General features: G+C 65.1%; 25 protein-coding genes. 7 read left to right on the forward strand and 18 right to left on the reverse strand.

Features of this window, described 5'->3' with window-relative positions:
* Positions 1 to 49 precede the first annotated feature (49 nt).
* From PA01_09925 to PA01_09995, 15 genes are all read right to left on the reverse strand, one after another.
* On the reverse strand, positions 50 to 1,402 hold the full coding sequence (locus PA01_09925; GenBank protein ID KON81864.1) for a CpaF family protein: 1,353 nt from the start codon (positions 1,400 to 1,402) through the stop codon (positions 50 to 52).
* Positions 1,403 to 1,553: 151 nt separating this feature from the next.
* Complete coding sequence (locus tag PA01_09930) at positions 1,554 to 2,711, reverse strand: AAA family ATPase (GenBank protein ID KON81865.1); 1,158 nt, start codon at positions 2,709 to 2,711, stop codon at positions 1,554 to 1,556.
* A 31-nt stretch (positions 2,712 to 2,742) separates the two neighbouring features.
* Positions 2,743 to 3,195: a pilus assembly protein gene (locus PA01_09935; GenBank protein KON81866.1), complete on the reverse strand. Its 453-nt coding sequence runs from the start codon at positions 3,193 to 3,195 to the stop codon at positions 2,743 to 2,745.
* Positions 3,195 to 3,641 (reverse strand): pilus assembly protein, encoded by a 447-nt coding sequence (locus PA01_09940; GenBank protein ID KON81867.1) that lies wholly within the window; start codon positions 3,639 to 3,641, stop codon positions 3,195 to 3,197. Before PA01_09940 ends, PA01_09935 begins: the two co-directional genes overlap by 1 nt.
* A gap of 9 nt (positions 3,642 to 3,650) precedes the next feature.
* Complete coding sequence (locus PA01_09945) at positions 3,651 to 4,916, reverse strand: pilus assembly protein TadG-related protein (protein KON81868.1); 1,266 nt, start codon at positions 4,914 to 4,916, stop codon at positions 3,651 to 3,653.
* 26 nt (positions 4,917 to 4,942) lie between these two features.
* The gene (locus PA01_09950) at positions 4,943 to 5,221 is read right to left on the reverse strand and encodes a pilus assembly protein (protein ID KON81869.1); all 279 of its coding nucleotides are present in this window, start codon (positions 5,219 to 5,221) and stop codon (positions 4,943 to 4,945) included.
* Positions 5,222 to 5,231: 10 nt separating this feature from the next.
* Entirely contained in the window at positions 5,232 to 6,938 is a 1,707-nt protein-coding gene (locus PA01_09955; GenBank protein ID KON81870.1) for a type II and III secretion system protein family protein, read from the reverse strand.
* A 35-nt stretch (positions 6,939 to 6,973) separates the two neighbouring features.
* Positions 6,974 to 7,813, reverse strand: coding sequence for a Flp pilus assembly protein CpaB (cpaB, locus tag PA01_09960; GenBank protein ID KON82434.1), 840 nt, complete (start codon positions 7,811 to 7,813; stop codon positions 6,974 to 6,976).
* A 122-nt stretch (positions 7,814 to 7,935) separates the two neighbouring features.
* The gene (locus tag PA01_09965) at positions 7,936 to 9,243 is read right to left on the reverse strand and encodes an ATP-binding protein (protein KON82435.1); all 1,308 of its coding nucleotides are present in this window, start codon (positions 9,241 to 9,243) and stop codon (positions 7,936 to 7,938) included.
* Positions 9,244 to 9,266: 23 nt separating this feature from the next.
* Positions 9,267 to 9,830, reverse strand: coding sequence for a prepilin peptidase (locus PA01_09970; GenBank protein KON81871.1), 564 nt, complete (start codon positions 9,828 to 9,830; stop codon positions 9,267 to 9,269).
* Positions 9,831 to 9,932: 102 nt separating this feature from the next.
* Entirely contained in the window at positions 9,933 to 10,112 is a 180-nt protein-coding gene (locus PA01_09975) for a Flp family type IVb pilin (protein ID KON82436.1), read from the reverse strand.
* Positions 10,113 to 10,225: 113 nt separating this feature from the next.
* Positions 10,226 to 10,417 (reverse strand): Flp family type IVb pilin, encoded by a 192-nt coding sequence (locus PA01_09980; GenBank protein KON81872.1) that lies wholly within the window; start codon positions 10,415 to 10,417, stop codon positions 10,226 to 10,228.
* 77 nt (positions 10,418 to 10,494) lie between these two features.
* Positions 10,495 to 10,887 (reverse strand): hypothetical protein, encoded by a 393-nt coding sequence (locus PA01_09985; GenBank protein KON81873.1) that lies wholly within the window; start codon positions 10,885 to 10,887, stop codon positions 10,495 to 10,497.
* Between the two features lie 234 nt (positions 10,888 to 11,121).
* Positions 11,122 to 11,505, reverse strand: a complete 384-nt coding sequence (locus tag PA01_09990) for a response regulator transcription factor (GenBank protein KON81874.2) — start codon at positions 11,503 to 11,505, stop codon at positions 11,122 to 11,124.
* A gap of 285 nt (positions 11,506 to 11,790) precedes the next feature.
* Complete coding sequence (locus tag PA01_09995; GenBank protein KON81875.1) at positions 11,791 to 12,798, reverse strand: DUF4351 domain-containing protein; 1,008 nt, start codon at positions 12,796 to 12,798, stop codon at positions 11,791 to 11,793.
* Positions 12,799 to 13,241: 443 nt separating this feature from the next.
* On the opposite strand from PA01_09995, the gene PA01_10000 reads away from it, so the two are divergent.
* Positions 13,242 to 13,919, forward strand: a complete 678-nt coding sequence (locus PA01_10000; protein ID KON81876.2) for a hypothetical protein — start codon at positions 13,242 to 13,244, stop codon at positions 13,917 to 13,919.
* Between the two features lie 37 nt (positions 13,920 to 13,956).
* Here the strand turns inward: PA01_10000 and PA01_10005 are convergent, their stop codons facing one another.
* Both PA01_10005 and PA01_10010 read right to left on the reverse strand, forming a co-directional pair.
* A complete protein-coding gene (locus tag PA01_10005) occupies positions 13,957 to 14,640 on the reverse strand; it encodes a response regulator transcription factor (protein ID KON81877.1) in 684 nt (227 codons plus the stop codon).
* Positions 14,637 to 16,352 carry a histidine kinase gene (locus tag PA01_10010; GenBank protein ID KON81878.1) on the reverse strand — a complete coding sequence of 572 codons (1,716 nt, stop codon included), beginning with the start codon at positions 16,350 to 16,352 and terminating at the stop codon, positions 14,637 to 14,639. Before PA01_10010 ends, PA01_10005 begins: the two co-directional genes overlap by 4 nt.
* 202 nt (positions 16,353 to 16,554) lie before the next feature.
* On the opposite strand from PA01_10010, the gene fumC reads away from it, so the two are divergent.
* Positions 16,555 to 17,955: a class II fumarate hydratase gene (gene fumC / locus PA01_10015; protein KON82437.1), complete on the forward strand. Its 1,401-nt coding sequence runs from the start codon at positions 16,555 to 16,557 to the stop codon at positions 17,953 to 17,955.
* Between the two features lie 163 nt (positions 17,956 to 18,118).
* Here fumC and PA01_10020 read toward each other — a convergent pair whose 3' ends face one another.
* Positions 18,119 to 18,790 (reverse strand): GntR family transcriptional regulator, encoded by a 672-nt coding sequence (locus PA01_10020; GenBank protein ID KON81879.1) that lies wholly within the window; start codon positions 18,788 to 18,790, stop codon positions 18,119 to 18,121.
* 445 nt (positions 18,791 to 19,235) lie between these two features.
* On the opposite strand from PA01_10020, the gene scpA reads away from it, so the two are divergent.
* The 5 genes from scpA (at position 19,236) to accC (ending at position 26,290) form a co-directional block, all read left to right on the forward strand.
* Positions 19,236 to 21,416, forward strand: a complete 2,181-nt coding sequence (gene scpA / locus PA01_10025; protein ID KON81880.1) for a methylmalonyl-CoA mutase — start codon at positions 19,236 to 19,238, stop codon at positions 21,414 to 21,416.
* Between the two features lie 62 nt (positions 21,417 to 21,478).
* The gene (gene meaB / locus PA01_10030; GenBank protein KON82438.1) at positions 21,479 to 22,513 is read left to right on the forward strand and encodes a methylmalonyl Co-A mutase-associated GTPase MeaB; all 1,035 of its coding nucleotides are present in this window, start codon (positions 21,479 to 21,481) and stop codon (positions 22,511 to 22,513) included.
* A 121-nt stretch (positions 22,514 to 22,634) separates the two neighbouring features.
* Entirely contained in the window at positions 22,635 to 24,167 is a 1,533-nt protein-coding gene (locus PA01_10035; GenBank protein KON81881.1) for an acyl-CoA carboxylase subunit beta, read from the forward strand.
* Between the two features lie 19 nt (positions 24,168 to 24,186).
* Complete coding sequence (locus PA01_18800; GenBank protein KAI5913097.1) at positions 24,187 to 24,309, forward strand: hypothetical protein; 123 nt, start codon at positions 24,187 to 24,189, stop codon at positions 24,307 to 24,309.
* Positions 24,302 to 26,290, forward strand: coding sequence for an acetyl-CoA carboxylase biotin carboxylase subunit (accC, locus tag PA01_10040; protein KON81882.1), 1,989 nt, complete (start codon positions 24,302 to 24,304; stop codon positions 26,288 to 26,290). Before PA01_18800 ends, accC begins: the two co-directional genes overlap by 8 nt.
* Positions 26,291 to 26,693: the final 403 nt, after the last annotated feature.

Consider the following 26,693-nt stretch of genomic DNA (forward strand, 5'->3'; position numbering starts at 1 on the left):
GCCGACCCTCCTCGAACAAAGTGAGCGTGGGGGTAGTTTCATCTCAACCTCACTCGAAGCGTCGCCCGGGGTTGAACATGTCTTCGGGCAGGCGGATGCCGAACGAGCGCAGGCGCTCGGCGAAATGCGGGCGCACGCCGGTCGCGGTGAAGTAGCCTTGCACTTCGCCGGTCTCCGAAATGCCCGTCTGGCGGAACGCGAAGATCTCCTGCATCGTGATCATCTCGCCTTCCATCCCGGTGATCTCCTGGATGCTGATGACCTTGCGCTTGCCGTCGGTCAGCCGGCTCGCCTGCACGATCAGGCCGATCGCGCTGGCGATCTGCGCGCGCGCGACTTTCGGCGGCAGGTTCGCGTCGGACATGCCGATCATGTTTTCCATGCGGCCGAGCGCGTCACGCGGCGTGTTCGCATGCACCGTCGTCATCGACCCTTCGTGGCCGGTGTTCATCGCCTGCAGCACGTCGAACGCTTCGGCGCCGCGCGTCTCGCCGAGGATGATGCGGTCCGGACGCATGCGCAGCGCGTTGCGCACCAGCGCGCGCTGCGACACTTCGCCTTTGCCTTCGATGTTCGGCGGCCGCGTCTCGAGCCGCACGACGTGCGGCTGCTGCAGCTGCAGCTCCGCCGCGTCCTCGATCGTGACGATGCGCTCGTCGGCCGGGATGTTCGCGGTGAGGATGTTCAGCAGTGTCGTCTTGCCGCTGCCGGTGCCGCCCGAGATCAGGATGTTCACCTTCGCGCGCGCGAGGCCCGCGAGGAGTTCGCCCATCTCCGGCGTCAGCGCCTTGAAACCGATCAGCTTCTCCATCGTCAGCGGCACTGCGGCGAAGCGGCGGATCGACACGACGGGGCCGTCGAGCGCGAGCGGCGGGATGATCGCGTTCACGCGCGAACCGTCCGGCAGGCGCGCATCGACCATCGGGCTCGACTCGTCGACGCGCCGCCCGACCCGCGACACGATCTTGTCGATGATCTTCATCAGGTGCGCGTCGTCGCTGAAAGTGACGTGGGTCAGCTCGATCTTGCCGTGCCGCTCGACGTAGATCTGCTGCGAGCCGTTGATCAGGATGTCCGACACCGTGGGGTCGGCGAGCAGCGGCTCGATCGGCCCGAGCCCGAGCATCTCGTACTGGATGTCGCGCACGAGGTCGCGCCGCTCGTTCGTGTTGATGACGACGTTCTCTTCGGCGAGCAGGCGCTCGACCATCAGCCGCAATTCGTCACGCAGCTGCTCGGGAGCGAGGTTCTCCATCGCCTCGAGGTCGATGCGCGACAGCAGCAGCTGGTGGATGCGCATCTTCAGCGTCTGATACGCCTTGTTCGCGCGGGGGTCGGACACCGCGGCCGGACGCATCACGGTGTCGGTCGGGACTGATTCGAGGCGCTGTCGCAAGCTCATTTCACGTTCCTTTCAATCCGGCAATCAAATACAACCGTTCGCCCCGAGTCCGTCGAAGGGCGGTAGCACAACAACCGTTCGCCCTGAGCCTGTCGAAGGGCGGTGGCTGAACGGTATCTGGTGGCCGCATCAATAATCATTCGGGCGCGGCTCAATGCGTCGCGAACAGGCGCGACAGCCAGCCTTTGCTCGCTTTTTCCGGGTCGTCGACGAGCGACTCCGCGATCTCGCGCAGTGCTTTCGTTACCGGGCTGTTCTTCGCCAGCCGCCCGATGGGCTCGCCCTGGTTCACCGACGCGGCGACCGTGTCGTAGCTGTTCGGCACCGTCTTGAACAGCTTCGCCTTCACCGTGCGCTCGACGTCCTGCAGGCTGATGTCGCTGTTCTTGTGGTGGCGATTGACGACCAGCCCGACTTTCGACGTCGGGTAGCCGAGCGACACGAACACCTCGACGAGCCGCTTCGCCTCGCGGATGAACGGCAACGTCAGCTGCACCACCGGAAAAATCATGTCGGCCATGTCGAACGGCTTGAGGCTCACCGCATCGAGCGAGCGGCCGACATCGACGATGACGAAGTCGTAATTCGCCCGCGCGACCTTGAGGATCGCCTCGACGTGCTCGGCCCGCACGTCGATCGAGTGCGCCGGGTCATCCGGGGCCGCGAGCAGGTGAAAGCCGGGCGCGACTTCGATCATCGCCGACTGCAGGAACGCCGCATCGAGCCGGTGGATCTGCTGGCACACCAGCGCCAGGTTGCTCGCCGGTTTCTGGTCGGTCACGTACATCGCCGCATCGCCGAACTGCAGGTTCAGGTCGATCAGCGCGACGCGCTTGCCGTGCACCGCCGCGAGGACCCACGCGAGGTTCGTCGCGAGGAAAGTCGCGCCGCTGCCGCCTTTGCAGGAGGTCAGGGCGAGGATCTTGCCGTCGGCAGCCGCGCTGCCGCCGCGTTTGCGCGTGATGCGCGCGAGCGCCGCGTGCAGCGCCTCGGGCGACGGCGAAGTCGGCAGCACTTCGCGCACCCCGGCACGGAACGCCTGCAGCAGAAAATCCGACGAGGTGTCGGCAGTGATGACGATCGGATCGATCTGCGGGTAGCGCAGCGTCAGTTGTTCGAGCGCACTGAGGTTCGCCGGACGGAAGGCGTCGAGCACGACGATGTCGGGCACTGTGCCGTTGACTGCGCCGAGCGGTTCGCTCGACGTCGCGTGACCGACGGCGACGTCCATCGACTTGCCCGCCTGCGCGAGCGTTGCCCGCAGGCGCTCGGCGCTGTCGGGGTTGTCGGAAAGAATTCTGATTTTCATGTCGACATCCTCTGTTGCATCCGTTCACTCGTCAGAGACACACCGGGTTGGCGACGTCATCGATCGAGCTTGCGAGGCTTTCGCGCGGGAGCGTGGTCGCGAATGCCGGCAGGCTCAGGCTGAGTGGCACGAGCGGGATATAAGTGGCGATGGGGACGGGTTCGATCCGGACCGTTATCTCGTCGCAGGTCTCTGGGCCGCAGCCCGTGGGCGTATACAAGATCGTGATCTTGTCGCTCGGAACAGTCGGAAACAGGCTCGTCATTTTCGCCTTGATCGCCGAGTCGGCTACATCACAGACAACGGCGATACGTGCACCGAGGCGCGTTGCTTCCGTCGCTGTATTCCAGTAAAAGAAGACGCGGCCCATTTCCATTACGCCGATCAGCAGGGTGAAGAAAAGCGCCGCGACCAGCGCAAACTCAATGGCGGCCACACCCCGCTGTGCGCGCTTTCCAGTTTCTTCAGCAAAACCCCGCTTCATCACAGCACCTGTCTCATGGTTACGCTGATGTCGCCGAAAGTCATGTTGGGCGCGACGAAAGGCACCAGCGAGACGAACTGATATCCGGCGATCGTCACGCTTACCAGGTTGATCACCCCGCTTCCCGTCGCCTGGTTCTGATGAGTCGTCGGATTGCTGATCTGGTCATGGACCTGAATGTGATCAGTTGTCAGACCGGGAGCGAGAGGGCTTCCGCTGCACGTGCGATTGCCATATACCGCGAGGCATTTGGCGGTGCCCGATCCCTCCCCGGGGCCTTTTTGCGTCAAATAGCGGGCGGCATCGCGAGCCGATTTGGCGAGCGTGTTGTACTGGTACATTGCCCGACCGAATTCGGTGATGCCGAACGCCATCAACAAGAGCGGGATCATTACGAGAGCAAGTTCGACAGCTACCGCGCCACGCTGTCTATGTCGCGTTCTCATCGTCGTGCCCTATTGGACAAGTGATGGTACAAGCGGCCCGATGCTGCCCGGGCCCCCCACTGAGCCGGACGTGGCGCACGGACTCGATGGATCGGTCGCGCTGCCGCGGTATTCCAGCCAGACCTCTTCCCCTGAAGCAGGACCGTTGTCATTGGTCAGGGGATGGAGCATCAGTACACAGGCATAGCCGAGAATCGGAACCGTCTGCGGATTCGAGGTTTTCCAACTCTCGCAGTCGACGACCGGCACCACTACGGTTCGGCGATCTGCACCGAAACTCCGGTGCTCCGCCTGCCCAAGCGGCCGATAACCGCCTGTCAGATCGGGCCCTTGATAGGGGCTGTATTGCGACCGCGCAGTGCGATAGTTCGAAATGCCGCCGGCGCCTGCGTAGGCGTTGAACTTCGCGGGCCACGACGCGGCGGTGTAGCTCATTCCGGTCCAGTCGGGCGGCGCGGAACTGAACGAATCGCTGCCTTTGTAAAGACCGAAACGTGTGTTCCACGCTTTGCCGAGCGACGCGATATTGCCCTGTTGCCCGACTTGCGTTCCCGTGCCTGCAGGCGGAAGGGCGCATTGCCCCGAACCTTTCAGGATATCGGCGAGTTCACTCGCGCCTCCGCCGTCGTTCGGACTGAAGTCGATCCAGTCGAAACTCCCCGTTGCCGATTCGGTCAGCTTGCTCGTTACCCATTGGCCGACTTGAAGACCGTCGAGCGGAGAACTGACGGGTGCCGCAGGCGGCTTGCACAGACCAATCGGAATTGCACAACTAGTCTGAGCATTGCGCAAAGTGGCAACCGCATAGGCCGAAACATCCTTCGGGCCTTGCCCCAGGACTTGCATGAACCAGGGAGGAATGTCCTCGGCGCGGGCGATGCACATGACGAACCGGGAGTTCACGTCGGCGCTTCCGCTTGGCTGATAGGCCGAGTTGGGCGCGAGCGCGGTGTAGAACCGGATGTCCCCGGGAGCAATCGAAATTGCAGTGTCCTGGAAGTCGTGTGAATTCCGCGCTGCGACCGCAGTTCCGGCGGCGACCGCGTTATCCAGATAGCTTGCAGAGCAGGTCCCGGCAGAAGGATCGCACGTGAGTTCGCGCGAGGCGGCCAGCGCGCAGGCATCGGCTGCGTTCTGCAGCTCTGTCTTATTCACGTAGAGGTGGCTGAGGTCGAGCGCGAGGCCCGCGAAGCCGACTAGCGCCACGAGTGAAAGGGCCGTGATGATCGCGACCACCCCGCGCTGTGAGCGTGGGGAGGCGATTCGATTCCGCATGGCAATGGTCCTCCGCCGCCGTTTGCTCAACGGCCGATGCTGATGTTGTTCTGGACTTGTGGGGCGGGCGCCTGGTCCGCCTGGGTAAAGCTCTTGGCATATTCGCCCATCGCACCCTGCGCCGCCTTGCCGTCGATACCAGCGACGGGATCGGCGTTTTTTGACGCGTCAGGGGAGATGATTTGCTGCGCCGCGGCCACGCGTGCGGCTTCACCGAAGCGCGAATCCCAGTTCGGCGAGGTCGCGACACAGCCCGTAAGGGCGAGCGCTGCGAGGGGAACAGCCAGTCTTAAGAATGTGTTCATGGTTGGCTCCTCATTTCGGCTCAAAGCCGCCACCGGCGGAATTTTCCGCGCCGGGCAAGAGATCAGGATGGTCTGCCGGAGCGCGCCCCTCGCCTTCGAGCTTCCCGCGCCAGATCACATCGCTGCGGCTCGGCTCGACGTAGTTGTCGGTCGGCAGCACATAGTTGTCCGGCAGCGGCTTGACCAGGCGCGGGGTGATGACGAATACGAGTTCCGAGCGGTCGGTCTGGAACTCGGTGCTGCGGAACAGCGCGCCGATCACGGGCAGCTCGCCGAGGAACGGGAAGGCCTTGATGTTCGTCGTCGCGTTGTTCTTGATCAGCCCGCCGATCGCGAAACTCTGGCCGTCCTTGAGCTGAACCGTCGTGAAGGCGCGACGCGTCGTGAAGGACGGCAGGATTGCGATACCGCTGACGCCCGGTGCGCTGAGGCCGACGCCTTCGCGGTTCAATTCGGACACCTCCGGCCGCACTTCGAGATTGATGCGCCCGCCGTCAAGCACGGTCGGCGTGAATTTCACCGAAACGCCGAATTCCTTCTCTTCCAGCGTGACGCTGCGTCCGCCATCGCTCCCCGATTGTTCCACCGGAATGAAGATCTTGCCGCCGGCGAGGAAGCTGCCTTCCTGCCCGCTGATCGCCATGACCGTCGGTTCGGCGAGAATCTTGACGAGACCGTCGGTCTTTTGCATGTCGAGGCCGTAATTCGTGACGGCTTTGCCCGGCACCGTTCCAAATTCGGTCGTGTATTTCACGAGACCGTCGGGAGTCACCTCACTGGTGATGTTTCCGGCGGCGCCGATAGCGGACGGAACCGTTCCGCCAACGACAGTGCCGACCGAGCTGAGAGGAACGCCGTTCGGACCCGCCCCGGTGATCTGTCCGAGCGATCCCGCTCCGCCGCCGAAGATCCCGGCGAGGAAGCGGATCATCGATCCGTCGGTATAGGCGCGCGAGAAGTCGATGCCGAAGCGATCGAGCACCGCTTTCGAAATCTCTGCGACCTTGACTTCGAGCATCACCTGCTGCGGAGCGCCGACGTTGAGCATGTTCAGGACCCGGGCATTGCGTCCGTTCTCGCTGCCGCCCACGTATGCCGAAGCGATTTCGACCGCGCGACTCACCTTCGTCGCGTCGCTGACCATGCCGGTGAGCACCAGCGAGTCGTACGCCGAACTCACTTTAATGTCCTTCTCGTCGGGCAGCAGCGTCGCGAGCACGCCCTGCACCGAAGTCACATCCATTGCAACCGTCACGTCGAGCGCGGTGCAGCCGCCCGAGCGGTCGACGAGCACGACGTTCGTCGAGCCGACGCTCTTGCCGAGCAGATAGATCTCGTTCGGGCTCAACAGCAGCACGTCGACCTGCGCGACGCCGGGCCGGCCGTCGCTCTGCTTCGCCGCCTGTCCGCCTTTGTCGTCCTTTACCGGTTCCGTCGTCGGGCGCGCGGCCTGCGCGTTGTCGGGATTACCGAGCAGGATGCGGGTCACCGGGACTTCGGGCCGGATCACCGACGACTTGCCGACCGGGATCGTGACCATCGGGGCGATTTCGACGCGTCCGCAAGGCGAACCGTTGGTCGCCGCGACGCTGACCCTCGACGCCGCGGGCGACGAGCCGATCGCGGCCTGCGTCGAGACCGGCAGCATCAGCGCCAGCGCGACGGCAGCGCCGGCCCGTATCGAGCGATGACGTATGTATAGGTTGTTCGTGCTCATGATGTTCCCTGCGCTCGGCAATCGGTTGGAAGCGATTAGAAGCATTCGTTGACCTTGGAGACGCCGCGGATCACCTCGACGCAGACCTGCTGCGGCGGGGGGGCAGGGGGTTTGGCAGCAACCCGGCGTGGGGCAGCACGCTTGGCTGGCGGTGCTGCGGGAGGCTCTTCCGGCGTGCGCAGCAGCATCGCTTTCGTGATGCCCGCAGTGTCCGTCGGGTTCGAGTCGATCTGGTTGCGCAGCACCAGCGACAGGTTGCCGACGCTGCGCGCGAGGTCGAGCCGCTCGGCCTGTTCGGGAGTGACTTCGAGCGTCACCGCGTTGACGACTTTCGGCTTCGTCTCGTCGCGGTTCGCTTCCTGCGCGACGGCGAGCACGAGGATGCGTTCGAGGACGATCTTCGAGATCATCTGGTCCGCGTTGTTGCGGTTCGCACCGGTGTTCTCGGTGTTGACCATGATGTCGACGTAGTTGCCGGGAAGCGTGAAGCCGGCGACGCCGATGACGTCATTGACGCGCACCGTGATCGCGCGCTTGCCTTCGGGCACGACCGCGGACAGGCCGCCTTTCGTGCCTTCGGGGGCGAGGCGTGATTCGAGCACCGGCTCGCCGGGCTGAATGCCGGTGATCGCGACGCGGCCATCGAGCTGCGCGACATCGTTGAATGCGCCGGCCGGGATGCTGCCCGACGGCCATTCGACGAGGCGGATCGCCTCGGGCGCGATGCGGCTGCCGAGCTGCAGCTCGACTGCCGCGACGGCGATGCGATTGCCGTCGCCGGCGGACTTCGCCTGCAGCCAGCGCGTGCCGAGCACGACCGCCGCAAGGCCGGCGAGCATCGCGACCAGAAGAAAGCCCATCCCTTTTGCCTTCATGTGCATCCCCTTGTTTCATGTCGCGGCGCACGCCCGGCGACCGGGCAAAGCCCACGGTGCTGCTCCGGTGAAACCGGCGACCGCCACTGCGGCCGCCGGCCCCCCCTCCCCCGGTTCGCGCCCTATCGGGTGGCGAAGTAGTTATGCCACGCCCAGTCCAGCGCTTCCGGCGTCAGGCGCGCCGGTTCGCCGAGGTAGCGGGCGAGATCGGCGATCTGATTCACCAGGTCGCGCGGGTAGCACGCGAGCAACGGCTGCCCGTGCGCCTTGTGGTAATCGTTCAACAGCATCCGGAACGCGGCCTCGTCGAACGGCACGCCGCGCACGTCGCAGACTCGCGTGAAAATCTCCCGGTATTCGTGCTCGTCCATCGGCCCGATGTGGATCTTGTAGCCGAGCCGGCGCAGGAAAGCCGGATCGGCGACGTCCGCCGGCATCAGGTTCGTCGAGAACACCAGCACGACGTCGAACGGGAGCGCGAACTTCGTGCCGCTGTGCAGCGCGAGGTAGTCGTGATGCCGGTCCATCGGCACGATCCAGCGGTTCATCAGCTGTTCGGGCGTGACGATCTGGCGGCCGAGGTCGTCGACGACGAACAGCCCGTTGTTCGCCTTCACGTGCGGCGGCGCCTGGTAGAAGCCGCTGCTCGCGTCGTAGTCGAGGTCGAGCATGCGCAGCGTCAGCTCGCCCCCGGTAATCGCGACCGGCCGCTTGCAGCGCACCCAGCGCAGGTCCGGCCGCATCAGGTTGTCGAGCGCGGCAGGGCGGCAGTCGTCCTCGACCGGCGTGTGGATCAGCGGGTCGAACACTTGGATGATCTCGCCATCGACGAGGATCGCGTGCGGCACGGCGATGTCGCCGTCGAGCAGCAGCGCGAGCCGCTCGGCGAGATATGTCTTGCCGGCGCCGGCCGGGCCGTACAGGAACAGCGCGCGGCCGGAACCCATCGCCGCGCCGAGCTGGTCGCGCACGTCCGGCTTGATGATCAGGCCGCGGAACGCTTCGTTCACGCCGTCGCGCGTCACCCGCATCTTCGTCACCGACTGCCGCTCGACCTGCGCGACATAGGCGGCGAGGCCGACCGGTGCGGCGCCGGCGTATTTGCAGCGGCCGAGGTATTCGACCGCGCGGGCGCGACCGGCGTCGGTCAGTTCATACAGGATGTCGCCGTCCGTCTCGCCGCGGCGCAGCACTTCGCACAGCCGCTCCGCGCGCATGAACGCGAGCAGGCTTTCGAGCACCGTCGCCGGCAGGCGCATCTGCTGCGACAGCTCGGTCAGGCGCAGCTGGCCGCGCACGAACAGCAGCTTCGCCGCGAGCTCGACGAGGAACAGCAGCGGCAGGCCGGTCTCTTCGAGCGTGCGCGGCGCGCGCGGGAACGCGGCGGCTTCGTCGAGGGGAATCACGCGGGCGGAGGACGGTGCGTTCATGACGAGTTCCGACAAAGTTCGATTCAGCTCAACGCCCAACCGCCGGAGCGCACGAGGATCAGTTGCAGCACGACGCCGGCGGCGATTGCGACCGCGTACGGCATGCGCCCCGCCGTCTGCGCGAGCGGTTCGAAGCGTGGGCTCTCGCCGCCGGCGGCGCGGACCGCGCTCGTCGTCAGCATGAAGCGCAGGTTCGCCGCGAGCTGCCGGAACGAGCGCTGCCACAGCGCCATGCCGATCGCGAGCACGCCGCCAGCGAGGAATGTCAGCACGACGACACCGAATGTCTGGTGGGGGCCGAGAAACGCGCCAACCATCATCATCAGCTTGACGTCGCCGGCTCCCATCGCGCGCAGCGCGTAGAGGGGAAACAGCGCTGCGAAGCCGACGGCGATTCCGGCGAGGCCGGACGCCAAGCCGATTTCGCTAGTTTCCTGTGCCAGCGCATAACTGCCGGGCCGCACAGTTAATTGAAGTAGAAGTCCTACGCAAAGGCCCAGCAGCACTAGATGGTTCGGTATCCGGCGCGTACTGAGATCGTGCGCAACCGCGAGACCCAGTAGGACGATAAGCGCTGAAAAAAGCATGAGTCTGCTTCCGAGAAATGGACTACTTGTGACGGATAATGTTCGCGGGGAAGTACTTGCCCGGAAGGCGAGTACTTCCGAAGGTAGACTTTGCGTGGAGCCTCAAGTAGCAGCAGGCTTATTCAGCTTGGTCGCGATGTATTGAAAGATTTCATCAAGTTTCACGCCGATTTGAGTTGCACCGATGATGATCATTACGGCGATCAAGGAAGCAATTAGTCCATATTCAATCGCCGTCACACCTTCCTCATCGCGAACAAACCGCTTCATCATTTCCAGCATGGTCATCTCCTTCATCAAGTAAACGCCGGACCTCCCGGCAACCAACCGGAGCGGGAGGCCCGTTCCGGGAAAATGCTGCGAGGTTTTCGCCCCGCAGTGAAACCGTCGCTTCATCACGCGATTGCGGCTGTAACCTTCGCCGCGACGCCGTCATAGAGCGTTTTTACGTTGCCGCCGAGCAGGCCGACCGAACCCACGATCGCCCCGAAGATCAGCGCCGCGAGCAGCGCGTATTCGATCGATGTGACGCCGCCCTGGTCTTCGATGAATCCTTTCAGCAGTCTGGCAATTCGCTTGGTTTTCATCGCTTTTGTCCTGTCCTGCGGCTTGACTTCAGATTAGGCGCCGGCCGGTTCGGCAACATCGGCAATTGCGCCCATTTTCAGTAGTCATATGCGCCGCAGGTGCTTGTGACATTTGTCATGGCTTGGGAGCCTGCTGCGGGGCGGCGGCCGGAATGACGATCGACGCTGGCTTCAGTTCTTTCTCGGTGAAATCCGTGAATGTCCGCTGCCGACGTCACGGAAGCGTTCGCGCCAAGCGCCTCCGAATCGAACGCCGCCGCTTCGTCTCGGTTTTCATGCATCGGCATCCGCAGCAGAACCAGCACCGCGATGACGCTTTCGGCGACGCTGAACAGCAGCTTGCTCGTCATGCCGGTTTCGGCGAACGCGCCGAGGTGCGAGATTGCGAACAGCAGCAGCAGCGCCGAGAAAATCGCGCCGATCGTGGACTGGGTTTGCGGCGACAAGCTGTTTTTCTGCGTGTGGGTCACGGTCTGTCTCCTGAAGCCGGGCGGGAATGACGGGCAAATGCGGCCGTTGATGCTCCTTCGGGGGCCGTGGCTGCGAGTCCGGGTGAGGATGCCGGTTACCGCCCGTCCGCGGCCCGTTTGGCATTTTCTCCATGTTCGCCCGAGGTTCCGGATTCGGCATCGGCTGATGCGACCAATCGGCGTGGCCGCGTTCGACCGGTTGCACCCATGACAATTGTCACGGGCTCCGGCGGTTCAGACGGCGGCCAGGCGGATCGCGGCGATCAGTTCATCGCCCGGCGCGGTTTTCGAAACGAAGCCGGCAGCGCCAAGGCGCTGCGCGCGCAGACGCGCGCGCGGCTCGCCGAGGCACGTGAAGACGACGACGGCGGCATTGCAGCAAATGCGGAACAGCGGGATCAGCACGAGGCCGTCCTCGCCGCCCAGGTCGGCATCGAGGACGATGATGTGCGGGCGAACGGTTCGCGCGAGTTCGAGCGCCTGCCGGGCGGAGCGGGCCTGGCCGGTCACGCGCATCCGCGGGGCTTCGCTCTCGATCAGCGCCGTCACCCCCGAAAGGATCACGCGCTGATCGTCGACGAGCAGGATTTCGATCGGCGGAGCCAAAGCGCTCGACAAGGTGACGTGCTCCACGCGTGCGGCGACGGCCGCGAGGATTCAACGATACCGGCGGGCTTGCAAGCTGCGCATGGGAGAACTCGACTGCACGGGGCATGACAACGCGACCGGGGAGCGCAGCTCTGGAGGCCGGGAATCGGAGTGTCGGAGCCCGGTAACCCAAGCGTCGGACGCCGGACAGCGCAGGTCGGGCGGCGCTTTGCTTATCCCGACATGCGGCGATCGCGGCGGGGAGCAGGTCGAGCAGGAAGTGCCGGCGGCGTGCCCGTAGGGGCACGCGCCGGGTCAGGAGGCAGCGAAGACTTCGTCGAGGCTCGCGGCGTCGATCACCCGGTCGGCCCAGGTTTCGAGTTGCGCGGAGTCGGCGCGGGCGAGGCGGTCGAGCACGTCCTGCGGAAGAGGGCCGAAGCGGCGGGTGAGCTGGCGGCGCAGAATGGTGCCTTCGCCTTCGATACGGCCTTTCTCCATGCCTTGCTCGATGCCCTTTTCCAAGCCTTTTTGCATGCCCTGTTGCATGCCCTGTTGCATGCCGCGCTCGATTGCGAGCCGTTCGACGCTGGTCACGTATCGCACTTTCCGTTCTCCTTCAATGTCTTCGATATCCTGCCACAGTTTGGCTTCGAGAGCTTTCGGCAGCCGCATCATCCAGTCGAGTACCGCGAACAGGCGCAGAATGCGGCGCGTGTTCCAGTCACGTTCGTAGAGCAGCCGGACGAGCCGGCGTTTGGCCTGGAAGCGGGTGGCGGGATCGTGGCGGGTCTGGCGGGTCAGCAGGTGGGCCGCCGTGACCAGCGCGAACGGGTTCGGATCCGCGAGCAGGGCGTCTAGCCGCTCGGCGTGGTCCGTGAGTTTGGCGACCGGGAAGCGGATGCCGGTCTTGCAGCCGAAGGCTTCGACGTGGAAGTGATCAGGTCGCCACCCGGCCTCTTCGTCCGCGAGCACGGCGAGGCTCGCCACCGGGCGGTCGTAGCGGTCGAAGAGGCGGTAGTTGTAGACGAACATGCGCCTGGCAAAGTCCGCTTCGCGGCTGCCCTGCACCTCGACGTGGACGTACACCCATCCTTCGCCGCCGCCGAGGCGAGTGACCCGCACCAGCTTATCGACGAAGCGCCGGCCGAGCTCGGCATCGCGCACGACCTGGCGAAGTTCCTGATCGAGGAAGACGTGCTCGCAACTCCAGTCGATTTGACGGTCGGCGTCCGGAAAGTAGAACGCGACGAATTCGGGGAAGGCTTCCTCGAGCGCTTCCTTCCACGGACTGTCGTATTGCTCCGCTTCTGCGGTGACCGTCATCGTTCAATACTCATCAAGACGAGGGTGTGAATGATATAGACATATTCCGGATGGCGTCCATTTCGCTCCGGTACAGGCATTTCCGGCGCCCTGCGCGCAAAACGGCGGAAAACTTTTCGTCGAGCGCCGTAGCGGGGCTTGTCCACCATGACGAATGTCACATGGCGTTCTCGCGCTTTTGACCATGGCATGAACCGCCGCGGGGCGGTACGTTCTCTCCTGTCATTTTCTACGCGCCCGCGCCCTCCCGCCGCGTTTCCCGCTTCCAGACACGGAGAACAATAATGAAAAGGGTTTTCGTCCTCCTGATACCGGCGGCACTGACCGTCGTCGGCTGTGCGTCGCCGGTCCCCGTTGCGGAGAATTTTCCGCTTTCGTATCAAAAGGTCGCGCGCACTGCGCAGCACTGGGACGTTGTTGCCGACGATGTCGTGGAGCAGACGATGAATGCGATCGAGGACAACGAGAGCCTCCAGAACAGGCCGCTGCACGTGGCGGCCTCGGAGCGGCGTTCGGCTTTCAATCGCGCCTTCCGAGAATTCCTCATCACCCGGCTCGTGGACAGCGGAGCGGACGTCGATGTCTGCAAGGCCGAGCCGTCGAAGGAGGGTTTTGCTGCGGACGGAGCGCAGATCGAAGTCACCTACGACACCCAGGTGGTGAACCACGGCTTGAACTTCCCGGACTACGAGCCGCGACGGTACACATGGCTTGCCGCCGGCGTCGCGGTGATTCACCGGCTCTCGGAGCTGCACCTCAATTCGGCTGAATCGGTTGGCGCCGGGCTCGCGGGAGGCGCGTTCGCGGACTGGTGGCTGGGGCGTGACGCGAAACCTACGCGCACCGAAATTCTCGTCACGACGACGATCGCCGAGAACAACCGCTTCGTGATGCGTCGAAACGACATCTACTACGTGCCTGATGCGGATGCGGATTTGTTCGTACGCTGGGGCGGGAAACGGAAAACGGAATGCCCCGAACAGTCGCAGATTGCGGCTTCAGATGCGGTGGCGACGGGTGCGCCTGATGAGGCGGAAGTCGAGAATAGCCGCCGGGAACTGGTTGCGCGGGGAATGCGGCGCATCAACCCGGAGTGGCGAAAGTCGGCCTTCTCTTACTGAACCCCGCTTACCGACGCTGCCCCAGGATGCCCGAGGTTCACGAATGCGCCGGCCCGATCCCGTGTTCCTTCGCGTACACGTACAGCTCGAGCCGGCCGCGCAGTTCGAGCTTGTGGTAGATCACGGTGAGGTGATTGCGCAGCGTGTGCTCGCTGATGCCGAGGTCCTCGGCGAGGACCAGGCTCTTGGCGCCCTTGTGGCGGACCACAGCGGCGATGACTTCGAGTTCCTTGGGCGTCAGGCTCGAAATCTTCGCGTTGTGCTCGTCGGGCGCCGGCTGTTGCCCGCCTTTGAGCATGTCCATGATGTCGCCGATCAAGGCGCGATTGACCCACACGTCGCCTTCGTGGACTTTCTCGATCGCGCGCAGCAACACGTCGACCGGCTCTTCCTTCCGCACGACGCCGCGGGCGCCGGCCATGACGACGCGGCGATGCGAGTCGGCGTCGCGCGCGCCGGTCAGTACCAGCACGCGGGCGCTGAGGGACTGCTGCAGTTCGGCGAGCGCCGCGGCCGAATCGACGCCACCCAGATCGAGGTCGAGCACGATGACGTCGGCGTTGCGGCTGTCGGGGTCGGCGAGCAGCTCCGCGATGCTTGTCGCGCTGCCGGCCAGTTGCATGCGCTCGGCCCCTTCGATCAGGCGCTCGAGCCCCCACAGGGTCGTGCGGTGATCGTCGACGAGGAAGACCCGGATGGCACTTTCGGTGGTGATTATCATGGTTGGCCGTGCTCGCGAGGTGCTGGGATGGAGATGATTAGATCAGTCAGGCCGGGCCGCTGTCGCTCGACGACTGCACGGCCGTGGAGCGATTCGGCGCGTTCGACGATCGAGCGCGGGATGAACGGCGGGGGAGGGTCGTGCGGGTCGTGCGCGTTCGTGATGCGCAGCGAACAGGCGCCGGCGTGTGCTGAGACGGTGATTTCGGCACGGCTCGCATCGGTATGCCGGCGGATGTTCGTCAGCGCTTCGCCGACCATCGGGAAAATCGCTGCGGCAAGACTGCGGCGCACCGGCAGTTCGCCTTCGCAATACACCGCCACTTCGATCCCGAACAGTTCGGAGAACCGCTTGGCCTGCCGCCGCAGCGCCGGAGCGAGCGCATCGTCGGCGCCACATGCGCCCGCCCGCATGTCCGTCACGAGCTCGCGCAAATTGTGCAGCTCGCTGATCGCGACGTCCTTCAGCGCGTGGATGTCGCGGTGCAGCGGGTTGTCGGCGGCGGCCTTGCGCGCGAGCGCTTCGATGCCGTATTTCAGGCCGAGGTAGGGCTGGATCGCGGTGTCATGGAGATCGCGGCCGATGCGCGCGCGTTCGGTCGCCATCGCGGCTTCGGTGAGCCGCTCCAGCAGGCCGGCGTTTTCGATGACTGGCGCGAGCTGCTCCATCACTCCGTACAGCAGCTCGGCGTCGCGCGCGCGGTAGCGCCGGCGCCGCGACTCGAGCAGCAGCCGGCACGGGTGCGGCGCACGGCGACAAATCGGCGTCGCGATCATCGAGTTCGCGTCAAGGAGTGCGGCGAGCTGTTCGGCCGCGGGCCGCGCAGCGCTGCTCGACACTCTGCTTTCGACGTCGAAGCCGCTGTGATGACGCAGCGGGAGGCGTCCGAACAGATGGCCGAGATGATGCACGGCCGCGACGTCGGACGGCAGGCCGCCGAGCGCCTCGACGAAGCTCGCATGCAGCTCGCCCGACCGCTCGTTCACGTTGCCGCTGGCGTCGCAATCGAACAGGCGCGGCTCGCTGTCCGGGAGCCACAGCAGAATCAGCCCCCGATCGGCCGCGAAATGGTGCGTGAGCGTGCGCAGCGTCGTCTCCGCGACGCGCCGGACGCCGAGGCGCGGGTCCACCTGCCCGAGCAGGCGGTCAGCGATCGTCAGCTGCTCGTTCATCTGCACGCCGGCTCGCGCGAGACCGGCCACGAGAGGGCCGAGAACGAGAAGCGACAGCGGCTGCAGCATCGCGCCCTGCCACGGAATGGCACCATGACCGCTGTGGAGGATCAACTGGGTTGCGGCGACTGCGGCGGCGAACAGCGAAACCAGCAGGCCGGAGACGAAGCCGAAGCTCAGCGACGCGAACAGGACCGGAAAGAGCAGCAGCAGGATGAACAGGCTGCTTTGCGCCTCGGCGAGCCACGCGAAAAGCAGGATCCACGCCGCATCGACCCACGGCGTGACGCGCGGCAGAACCGGACGATTGCCGCTGGTTTCCACCCAGCACAGCCAAGCTGCATAGGCGGCGTAGCCCGAGGCCGCGAGCGCGGCGGGCGTGCGTCCCGCGCCCGACAGCGAGAGGGCTTGCGTTGCGGCGACGATCGCGACAATGACGCGGATGTTCGCAAGAATCCGTCGCAGTTCCGGGTTCAGGTTCAGTCCGGCGTTTGCGACGCGAGGCGGGCGCACCGCCGGGATGGCGTTGCTGAGGTCCATCGTTGGCGTTCTCCGTTCGGTCGGCGCGCTTTCCGCGCGTCGGTCAGGAGCCACTGCTCCGTCGGCCGAATGCCAGAATATTAAGGCATTCGGCCGTTGCATATCTTTACAAATATCACAATCGGGAAATGGTCCTGCTGTTGGGGAATCCCTGCCGGCGGTGCGCGTCCAACCGCGCGAGGCCGGGAAGCGGCGGGAGACGATGATGAACACACGTACCGAAACCGATTCGATGGGGCCGGTCGAAGTCGCGGCGGACCGTTACTGGGGCGCCCAGACTGAACGCTCGGTCGCGCATTTCCCGATCGGCACCGAGCGCTTTCGCTGGGGGCGCGCGATGATCCGCGCGCTGGGGGTCCTGAAGAAAGCGGCGGCGCGGGCAAATGCGGAACTCGGCGAATTGCCCGCCGACGTCGCGGCGCTAATCGAGCGCGCCGCCGACGAAGTCATCGACGGCACGCTCGACGCGCACTTTCCGCTCGTCGTGTTCCAGACGGGCTCCGGCACGCAGTCGAACATGAACGCGAACGAGGTCATCGCGAACCGGGCGATCGAACTCGCCGGGGGCGAGCTCGGTTCGAAGCGTCCGGTGCATCCGAACGACCACGTGAACCGCGGCCAGTCGTCGAACGACACGTTCCCCACTGCGATGCACATCGCGACGGTCGAACAGCTGCACGACCGCCTGCTGCCGGCGGTGGGACGGCTGCGCGGCACGCTCGCCGACAAGGCGAAGGAATTCAGCGACGTCGTCAAGACCGGACGCACGCATCTGCAGGATGCGACGCCGGTCACGCTCGGGCAGGAGATCGGCGCGTGGGTCGCACAGATCGATTTCGGCCTCGCCGCGGTCGAAAGCACGCTGCCGGGACTGTACGACTTGGCGATCGGCGGCACCGCGGTCGGCACCGGGCTCAACGCGCATCCGCGCTTCGGCGACCGCGCCGCCGCCGAGATCGCCGCGCTGACCGGACGCCCGTTCCGCAGCGCGCCGGACCGCTTCTTCGCCCTGGCCGCGCACGACGCGCTGGTGCAGGCGTCGGCGGCGCTGCGCACGCTCGCCGGCGGCCTGATGAAGATGGCGAACGACGTGCGCTGGCTCGCGAGCGGGCCGCGCTGCGGCATCGGCGAACTGACGATTCCCGAGAACGAGCCGGGGTCGTCGATCATGCCGGGGAAAGTCAACCCGACGCAGTGCGAAGCGCTGACGATGGTGTGCGTGCAGGTGTTCGGCAACGACGCGGCCGTCGCGCTCGCCGGCACGCAGGGGAATTTCCAGCTGAATGTCTACAAGCCGGTGATGGCGCACAACGTGCTGGAGAGCATCGCGCTGCTCGCCGACAGCTGCGACGCGTTCGACGCGCACTGCGCGCGCGGCCTGCTGCCGAACCTGCCGCGCATCCGCGAGAATCTCGAAAAGAACCTGATGCTCGTGACCGCGCTGAACCGCCAGATCGGCTACGACCGCGCCGCCGAGATCGCAAAAAAGGCGCATCAGGAAGGCCTGTCGCTGCGCGACGCGGCGCTCGCGTCGGGCTACGTCCGCGCCGAGGAGTTCGATCTGTGGGTCGACGCGGAGGCGATGACGCGTCCCGGCGGGTAGTAACCGGAAGTTTAATTACAACCGTTCGTCCTGAGCCCTTCGACTTCGCTCAGGACAGGCTTGTCGAAGGGCGCTGCCCGGGCTTCGACAGGCTCGGCCCGAACCGGATTTGCGTGCCGGGCGGGTGTAATGCGGCGAACGCAATGACGGGGAAGCGTGTCGCTCAAGCGACCTTGTTTTTCGCCTTCGCGATCCGCGCGAGGGCGGCGCGTCCGCTGTCGATATGGGTGCGCATCAGCAACTCGGCCCGCTCCGCATCGCGTTCGGCGAGTGCGGCGAGGATGTCGCGGTGCTCGGCGAGCGACTGTTCGAGCCGCCCTTCGCTGAACAGCGAGTGGTGGCGCGACAGCTTGATGACTTTGCGCAGGTCCTCGATGACCTGCAGCAGCCAGCGGTTGTCGGTGATTTTCTGCAGCGCCTGGTGGAACGCCTGGTTCGCTTCGAAATAGCCGTCGATGTCGCCGCCGCCGGCGGCTTTTTCCAGTTTTTCGTGGATTTTCCGCAGCCGGTCGAGATCGGCGTCGGTCGCCTTGCGCGCGGAGATATGCGCGCACTGGCCTTCGAGGAGCGCCATGACGGTGAAAATCTCGTCGAGATCGCGCTCCGAGATTTCGGTCACGTAGCAGCCGCGGCGCGGCTTGAGCGTGACGAGCCCTTCCGACGCGAGCACTTTCAGCGCTTCGCGCAACGGCGTGCGGGAGATGCCGTAGTCGTCGGCCAGCGCCTGCTCGTCCACCCACGTGCCGGGGGCGAGATCGTGCGAATAGATGCGCTGGCGAAGCCGCTCGGCGACCTCCTGGTAGAGGGCGAGCGGAGCGATGCGGGAGGCGGTCATAAGCGGTTCATTGCAGAGGTGGGGGCGCTTCCGGCAGCCGCGGCATGCGGAAGTTGCATTCATAATTATGGATAAAGTATTATTCGCTGGTCGGCACAAGTCAACTTCCGGCGCGCGACCTGGCATGGGAGTGCCAAGGGTTCAGGAATGGGCTGAACCTGCGGCAAGGGAAGGGAGAGCGCTACGTCGCAGCGCCGGAGCGTCGGCGGCCGCCCGCGGGTCCGTTCCGCGGGCGGTCTCGTCGCCGCCAGCTATTAAGGCAAGGCGGCAATCAAATTCAACCGTTCGCCCTGAGCTTGGCGCAGGGCGTTGCCCGAACGGTATTTGGTTGCCGGTAAATATCGTTGTGGGCGCGGTTCTGGTTTTCATCGGGTTTCGACCCGGTTCGCGTTTTACCGAATATCGCACGGCCGCTTTTCGCGGCTCTGAACAGAGAGGGTTTGTCATGTCGAACGCCAAAATGCCGGCGTACCCGCAGCCGGATATGGATGCCTGGAAGAAGGCCGCGGCGAAGCACGCGCCCGACGGCGACATCGAGAAGCTGAACTGGATCACCCCCGAGGGGATCGCGGTGAAGCCGCTGTATACGAAGGCGGATACTGCCAAGTTGCTGCACACCGACACGCTGCCCGGTTTCGAGCCTTTCCTGCGCGGGCCGCAGCCGACGATGTACGCGGTCAAGCCGTGGACGATCCGCCAGTACGCGGGCTTCTCGACGGCCGAGGAATCCAACGCGTTCTACCGCAAGGCGCTCGCTGCCGGCGGGCAAGGCGTGTCGGTCGCGTTCGATCTCGCGACGCACCGCGGCTACGACTCGGATCATCCGCGCGTCACCGGCGACGTCGGCAAGGCCGGGGTCGCGATCGACTCGGTCGAAGACATGAAAATCCTCTTCGACAGCATTCCGCTCGACAAGGTGTCGGTGTCGATGACGATGAACGGCGCGGTGCTGCCGATCCTCGCCGGCTACATCGTCGCCGCCGAAGAGCAGGGCGTTTCGCAGGACAAGCTCTCCGGGACCATCCAGAACGACATCCTCAAGGAGTTCATGGTCCGCAATACCTATATCTATCCGCCGACGCCGTCGATGAAGATCATCGCCGACATTTTCGGCTACACCGCGCAGCACATGCCGAAGTTCAACTCGATCTCGATCTCCGGCTATCACATCCAGGAAGCGGGCGCGAACCAGGCGATCGAGCTCGCATTCACGCTCGCTGACGGTCTGGAATACGTGCGCACCGGCATCGCGAGCGGCATGGACGTCGATGCGTTCGCCGGCCGGCTGTCGTTCTTCTGGGCGGTCGGGATGAACTTCTATCTCGAAGTCGCGAAGATGCGCGCCGCGCGCCTGTTGTGGTGGCGGATCATGAAAGGCTTCAACCCCAAGAGCGCGAAATCGATGATGCTGCGCACGCACTCGCAGACGTCGGGCTGGTCGCTGACCGAGCAGGATCCGTACAACAACGTCGTGCGCACGACGATCGAGGCGATGGCGGCGGTGTTCGGCGGCACGCAGTCGCTGCACACGAATGCGCTCGACGAAGCGATCGCGCTGCCGACCGAGTTCTCGGCTCGGATCGCGCGCAACACGCAGATCATCATCCAGGAAGAGACGCACATCTGTAACGTCGTCGATCCGTGGGCAGGCTCCTACATGATGGAGAAGCTCACGCAGGACATGGCCGACAGCGCGTGGAGCCTGATCGAGGAAATCGAGGCGATGGGCGGCATGACGAAAGCGGTCGAGTCGGGCTGGGCGAAGATGAAAGTCGAGGAATGCGCCGCCGAGAAGCAGGCGCGCATCGACTCCGGCAAGGACGTCATCGTCGGCGTGAACAAGTACAAGCTCGCGAAAGAAGACCCGATCGAGATCCTCGACATCGACAACCATGCGGTGCGCGATTCGCAGATCGCGCGGCTGAAGAGAATCCGCGCGACGCGCGACGCGGCGGCGGTGCAGGCGGCGCTCGACGCGCTGACCGCGTGCGCCGAAGCCGGCCAGAACGGCAGCCGCGAAGGCAACCTGCTCGACCTCGCGGTGAAGGCGATGCGCGTGCGCGCGACCGTCGGCGAAGTGTCGGACGCGCTCGAGAAAGTGTTCGGCCGCTACCGCGCGAACCCGCAGGCGGTGTCCGGCGTGTATGGCGCCGTCGTCGAGAACGATGCCGACTGGCAGGCGCTGAAAGCCGACATCGAAGCGTTCGTCGCCGAGGAAGGTCGGCGTCCGCGCATCATGATCGCGAAGCTCGGCCAGGACGGCCACGACCGCGGCGCGAAAGTCGTCGCGTCGGCGTTCGCCGACCTCGGCTTCGACATCGACATCGGCCCGCTTTTCCAGACGCCGGAAGAAGCTGCGCGCCACGCGGTCGAGAACGACGTCCACGCCATCGGCTGCTCGAGCCTCGCCGCCGGCCACAAGACCCTCGTGCCGGAAATCATCAACGGGCTGAAGCAGCTCGGCGCCGACGACATCGTCGTCTTCGTCGGCGGCGTGATTCCGGCGCAGGACTACGACGGGCTGTACGCCGCCGGCGCGAAAGGCATTTTCGGCCCGGGCACGCCGATCCAGACCGCGGCGCGCGAAGTGCTGAAGCAGATCCGCGCCGCGCGCGCCACCACGTGATTGCGGGCGAGAGCGGCTGCTCCGGCGGAACCCTGGCGCGAAGCGCGGCAGCCGACGTATCGATGCCGATGAACAAATCCGAACGCCTGGCGGAATCCAGGGCCGATTTCGTGTCCGAGCTCGCCGACCGGGCGCTCGTCGACGGCGTGCTCGCCGGACAGCTGCGCCCGCTGGCGAAGACGATCACGCTGATCGAGTCGTCGCGCGAGGACCACCAGGCGCGCGCGCACCAGGTAATGGAGGCGCTGCTGCCGGCGAGCGGGCGCGCGCTGCGCGTCGGCATCTCCGGCGTGCCGGGCGTCGGCAAGTCGACGTTCATCGAGGCGCTCGGCCTGTACCTGATCGAACAGGGGCATCGCGTCGCAGTGCTCGCGGTCGATCCGTCGTCGTCGGTGACCGGCGGCTCGATCCTCGGCGACAAGACGCGCATGGAACTACTGTCGCAGCGCACTGAAGCGTATATCCGGCCCAGTCCGTCAGCCGGTTCGCTCGGCGGCGTGGCCGCGAAGACGCGCGAGACGATGCTCGTGTGCGAAGCGGCGGGCTTCGACGTGATCATCGTCGAGACGGTCGGCGTCGGCCAGTCGGAGACTGCGGTCGCCGGCATGACCGACATTTTCTGCCTGCTGCAGCTGCCGAATGCCGGCGACGACCTGCAGGCGATCAAGAAAGGGATCATGGAGATCGCCGATCTCATCGTCATCAACAAGGCCGACATCGACGCGCGCGCGGCGCAGCTCGCGAAATCCCAGATGAAGAGCGCGTTGATGATGTTCCGCCACGCGTCGCCGAACTGGACGCCGCCGGTGCTGACGCTGTCGGCGCTGCAGAAGGACAGCGTCGCCGGGTTCTGGGATGAAGTGAAGCGCTACCGGGAGATGCTGACGCCGACCGGAGAGTTCGACGCGAAGCGCCGCCATCAGGCGCTCGCGTGGATGTGGGAAATGATCGACAGCGGGCTGCGCAGCCGTTTTCGCAGCCACCCGCAGGTGCAGCACGAATTGCCCGGGCTTGCCCGCGCGGTGGAAGAGGGCGCGACGACGCCGTCGGCCGCCGCGATGCGCCTGCTCGGCTACTTGGAAAAACCGTCACAGTAGGCGGATAACGCCTTCGGCTCATCGGCCCAACGAGCGCCAGCGGGCAGTTTCGAGCAGGATTCGGAATTGAACGCCTGGACGTCGGAACGGCGGGGAGCGCTGAAAAATCAAGGAGGTTTCAATGCACGACATCATCCGCCAGCTGCGGGAAAAACGGGAGGCAGCCCGTCTCGGCGGGGGCCAGCGGCGCATCGACGCGCAGCATGCGAAAGGCAAGCTCACCGCGCGCGAGCGCATCGAACTGCTGCTCGACGAGGACAGCTTCGAAGAGTGGGACATGTACAAGGAGCACCGCTGCACCGACTTCGGCATGGCCGAGGAGACGGTGCCGGGCGACGGCGTCGTGACCGGCTACGGCACGGTCAATGGCCGGCTGGTGTTCGTGTTCTCGCAGGACTTCACGGTGTTCGGCGGGTCGCTGTCCGAGACGCACGCGCAGAAGATCTGCAAGATCATGGATCACGCGATGAAAGTCGGCGCGCCGGTGATCGGGCTCAACGACTCGGGCGGGGCGCGCATCCAGGAAGGCGTCGATTCGCTCGGCGGCTACGCGGATGTCTTTCAACGCAACGTCATGGCGTCGGGCGTCGTGCCGCAGATCTCGCTGATCATGGGTCCGTGCGCGGGCGGCGCGGTGTATTCGCCGTCGATGACCGACTTCATCTTCATGGTCAAGGACTCGTCGTACATGTTCGTGACCGGACCGGAAGTCGTGAAGACCGTCACGCACGAGGAAGTCACGGCCGAGGAGCTTGGCGGCGCGGTGACGCACACGACGAAGTCGGGCGTCGCCGACCTCGCGTTCGAGGACGACGTCGAGGCGCTCGCCGGCTTGCGTCGCTTCATCGATTTCCTGCCGCTGTCGAACCGCGAGAAGCCGCCGGTCAAGCCGACCGCCGACCCGGCCGACCGCCTCGACGAGTCGCTCGACACGCTCGTGCCGGCGAACGCGAACCAGCCGTACGACATGAAGGAGCTGATCGCGAAGATCGTCGATGAAGGCGACTTCTTCGAGCTGCAGCCGGACTACGCGAAGAACATCCTGATCGGCTTCGGCCGCATGGAAGGCCAGACCGTCGGCATCGTCGCGAACCAGCCGCTGGTGCTCGCCGGCTGCCTCGACATCAAGAGCTCGATCAAGGCGGCGCGCTTCGTGCGCTTTTGCGACGCGTTCAACATCCCGGTCGTGACCTTCGTCGATGTCCCCGGCTTCATGCCCGGCACCAGCCAGGAATACGGCGGAATCATCAAGCACGGCGCGAAGCTCTTGTATGCGTACGCCGAATGCACCGTGCCGAAGATCACCGTGATCACGCGCAAGGCGTACGGCGGCGCTTACGACGTCATGAGCTCGAAGCACCTGCGCGGCGACGTGAATCTCGCGTGGCCGACTGCCGAGATCGCGGTGATGGGGCCGAAAGGCGCGGTCGAGATCATTTTCCGCGAGGAAAAGAACGACCCGGCGAAAATCTCCGCGCGTGAAGCCGAATACAAGGAAAAGTTCGCGAACCCGTTCGTCGCGGCCCATCGTGGCTTCATCGACGACGTGATCATGCCGCACAACACGCGCAAGCGCATCTGCCGCTCGCTGGCGATGCTGCGCGACAAGCAACTCGACAATCCGTGGCGCAAGCACGGCAACATCCCGCTCTGAGCGCCGGGGAGGACGAAATATGTTCAAGAAGATCCTGATCGCAAACCGCGGTGACCAGCCGCGCAGCGGCGCAGCGACGAAGTCACATTGCCTTGCGCGCGAAGCGTGCGGCGATTTCACCGCGGAGACGATGCATGTTTAAGAAGATCCTGATCGCGAACCGCGGAGAAATCGCCTGCCGCGTCATCAAGACTGCCCACAGGATGGGCATCAGGACGGTTGCGGTGTATTCCGAAGCCGACCGCGAATCGCTGTTCGTCGACATGGCCGACGAAGGCGTCTGCATCGGGCCGGCTGCATCGAAAGAGTCGTATCTGGTGATGGACAAGATCATCGCCGCGTGCAAGCAGACCGGCGCCGAAGCGGTGCATCCGGGTTACGGCTTCCTGTCCGAGAACGCCGAGTTTTCGCGCCGGCTCGAGGAAGAAGGCATCGTCTTCATCGGTCCGAAGCATTACTCGGTCGGCCAGATGGGCGACAAGATCGCGTCGAAGAAGCTGGCGAAGGAAGCGAAGGTCAACACGATTCCGGGCTACGCCGACGCGATCGACACCGCCGAGCAGGCGGTCGAGATCGCCAAGGGCATCGGCTACCCGGTGATGATCAAGGCTTCGGCCGGCGGCGGCGGCAAAGGGCTGCGCGTCGCCTTCAACGACCAGGAGTGCTTTGAAGGCTTCACGTCGTGCCGCAACGAAGCGAGGACGGCGTTTGGCGACGACCGCATCCTGATCGAGAAATACGTGCTCGAGCCGCGCCACATCGAGATCCAGGTGTTGGGCGACGCGCACGGCAACGTCGTGTACCTGCACGAGCGCGAATGCTCGATCCAGCGCCGTCACCAGAAAGTCATCGAAGAGGCGCCGAGCCCGTTCCTCGACCCGGCGACGCGCAAGGCGATGGGCGAGCAGGCGGTTGCGCTCGCGAAGGCGGTGAACTACCAGTCGGCCGGCACGGTGGAATTCGTCGTCGGCGCCGACAAGTCGTTCTACTTCCTCGAGATGAACACCCGGCTGCAGGTCGAGCACCCGGTCACCGAGATGATCACCGGGCTCGATCTCGTCGAGCAGATGATCCGCGTCGCCGCCGGCGAGAAGCTCGCGTTCCGCCAGGAAGACATCGCGCTGAATGGCTGGGCGATGGAGTGCCGCATCAACGCCGAAGACCCGTTCCGCGGCTTCCTGCCGTCGACCGGGCGGCTCGTCAAGTTCCAGCCGCCGGCTGCAGCCGACGGCCAGGTGCGGGTCGATACCGGCGTCTACGAAGGCGGCGAGATCTCGATGTTCTACGACTCGATGATCGCGAAGCTCATCACGCACGGCGCGAACCGCGACCAGGCGATCGAGCGCATGCGTGACGCGCTCAACGCGTTCGTGATTCGCGGCATCAGTTCGAACATCCCGTTCCAGGCCGCGCTGATGCAGCATCCGCGCTTCGTCTCGGGCCACTTCAACACCGGCTTCATCGCCGAGGAATACCCCAAAGGCTTCGACGCGTCGATGGTGCCGCACGACGACCCGACGCTGTTCATCGCGGCCGCTGCCGCGCTGCACCGCCGCTTTGAAGACCGGGACGCGCAGATTTCCGGGCAGATGCCCGGCCACGAGCGCGTCGTCAGCGACAAATACACGGTGATGCGCGGCGACGAACGCAGCCTCGTGACCGTCGTGCCGGCCGCCGGGGGCTACGACGTGGAACTCGGCGGCGAGACGTTCGCGGTGCGCACCGACTGGAAGTTCGGCGAGGCGCTGATGAACGGCACGCTCAACGGCAAGCCGTTCACGATCCAGGTCGCCCGCACCGGGCTGCGCTATCGTCTGTCGCACAACGGCACGCAGGCGGTGCTGCTGGTGATGAGCGCGCGGTGGGCCGAGCTGCAGGCGCTGATGCCGACCAAAGTGCCGCCCGATCTGTCGCGCTTCCTGCTGTCGCCGATGCCGGGCCTGCTGCGCGAGATCGCGGTGTCGGTCGGGCAGGAAGTCAAGGCGGGCGAGAAGCTTGCGGTCATCGAGGCGATGAAGATGGAGAACGTCCTCAAGGCCGAGCAGGACGGCAAGGTGAAGAAGATCGTCGCGACCGCTGGCGCCAGCCTCGCCGTGGACGAGGTGATCGTCGAGTTCGAGTAACGGCAGTTCGCTGCGACAACCCGGCCGCGCGCTGATCGTGCGCTGCCGGTCCGGCAAAAGGGCTCACCTTGGTGAGCCCTTTTGCTTTCTCCTTTGTCTTTTCTCCGGCTTCCGCGGCCCGGCCACGTCCCTCTCGCGGGCGCGGTCAGGGTCGCTGCGGCCGCAGAAGTGATTCGCGGGGCGATTCCTTGCGGCACCGGTGAAGCGTCGAGGCGCTCAGGGCAGGTTCTCGATGTACCATCTCAACATTTGCACAAATATAAATTGTGAGATAGTATGGCTGCGCTTCACGAACGCCTGCTGCGTGCCGGCGTTCGTTCCTGAACGGCAGCGGGTCGCTCACTTCTTCGCGACGTCCTGTACCGCCGCCACAAGACCAACGTTCGACGGACCGTGCATCACC

It is taken from the genome of Azoarcus sp. PA01, from assembly GCA_001274695.2.
Lineage (GTDB): Bacteria > Pseudomonadota > Gammaproteobacteria > Burkholderiales > Rhodocyclaceae > Aromatoleum.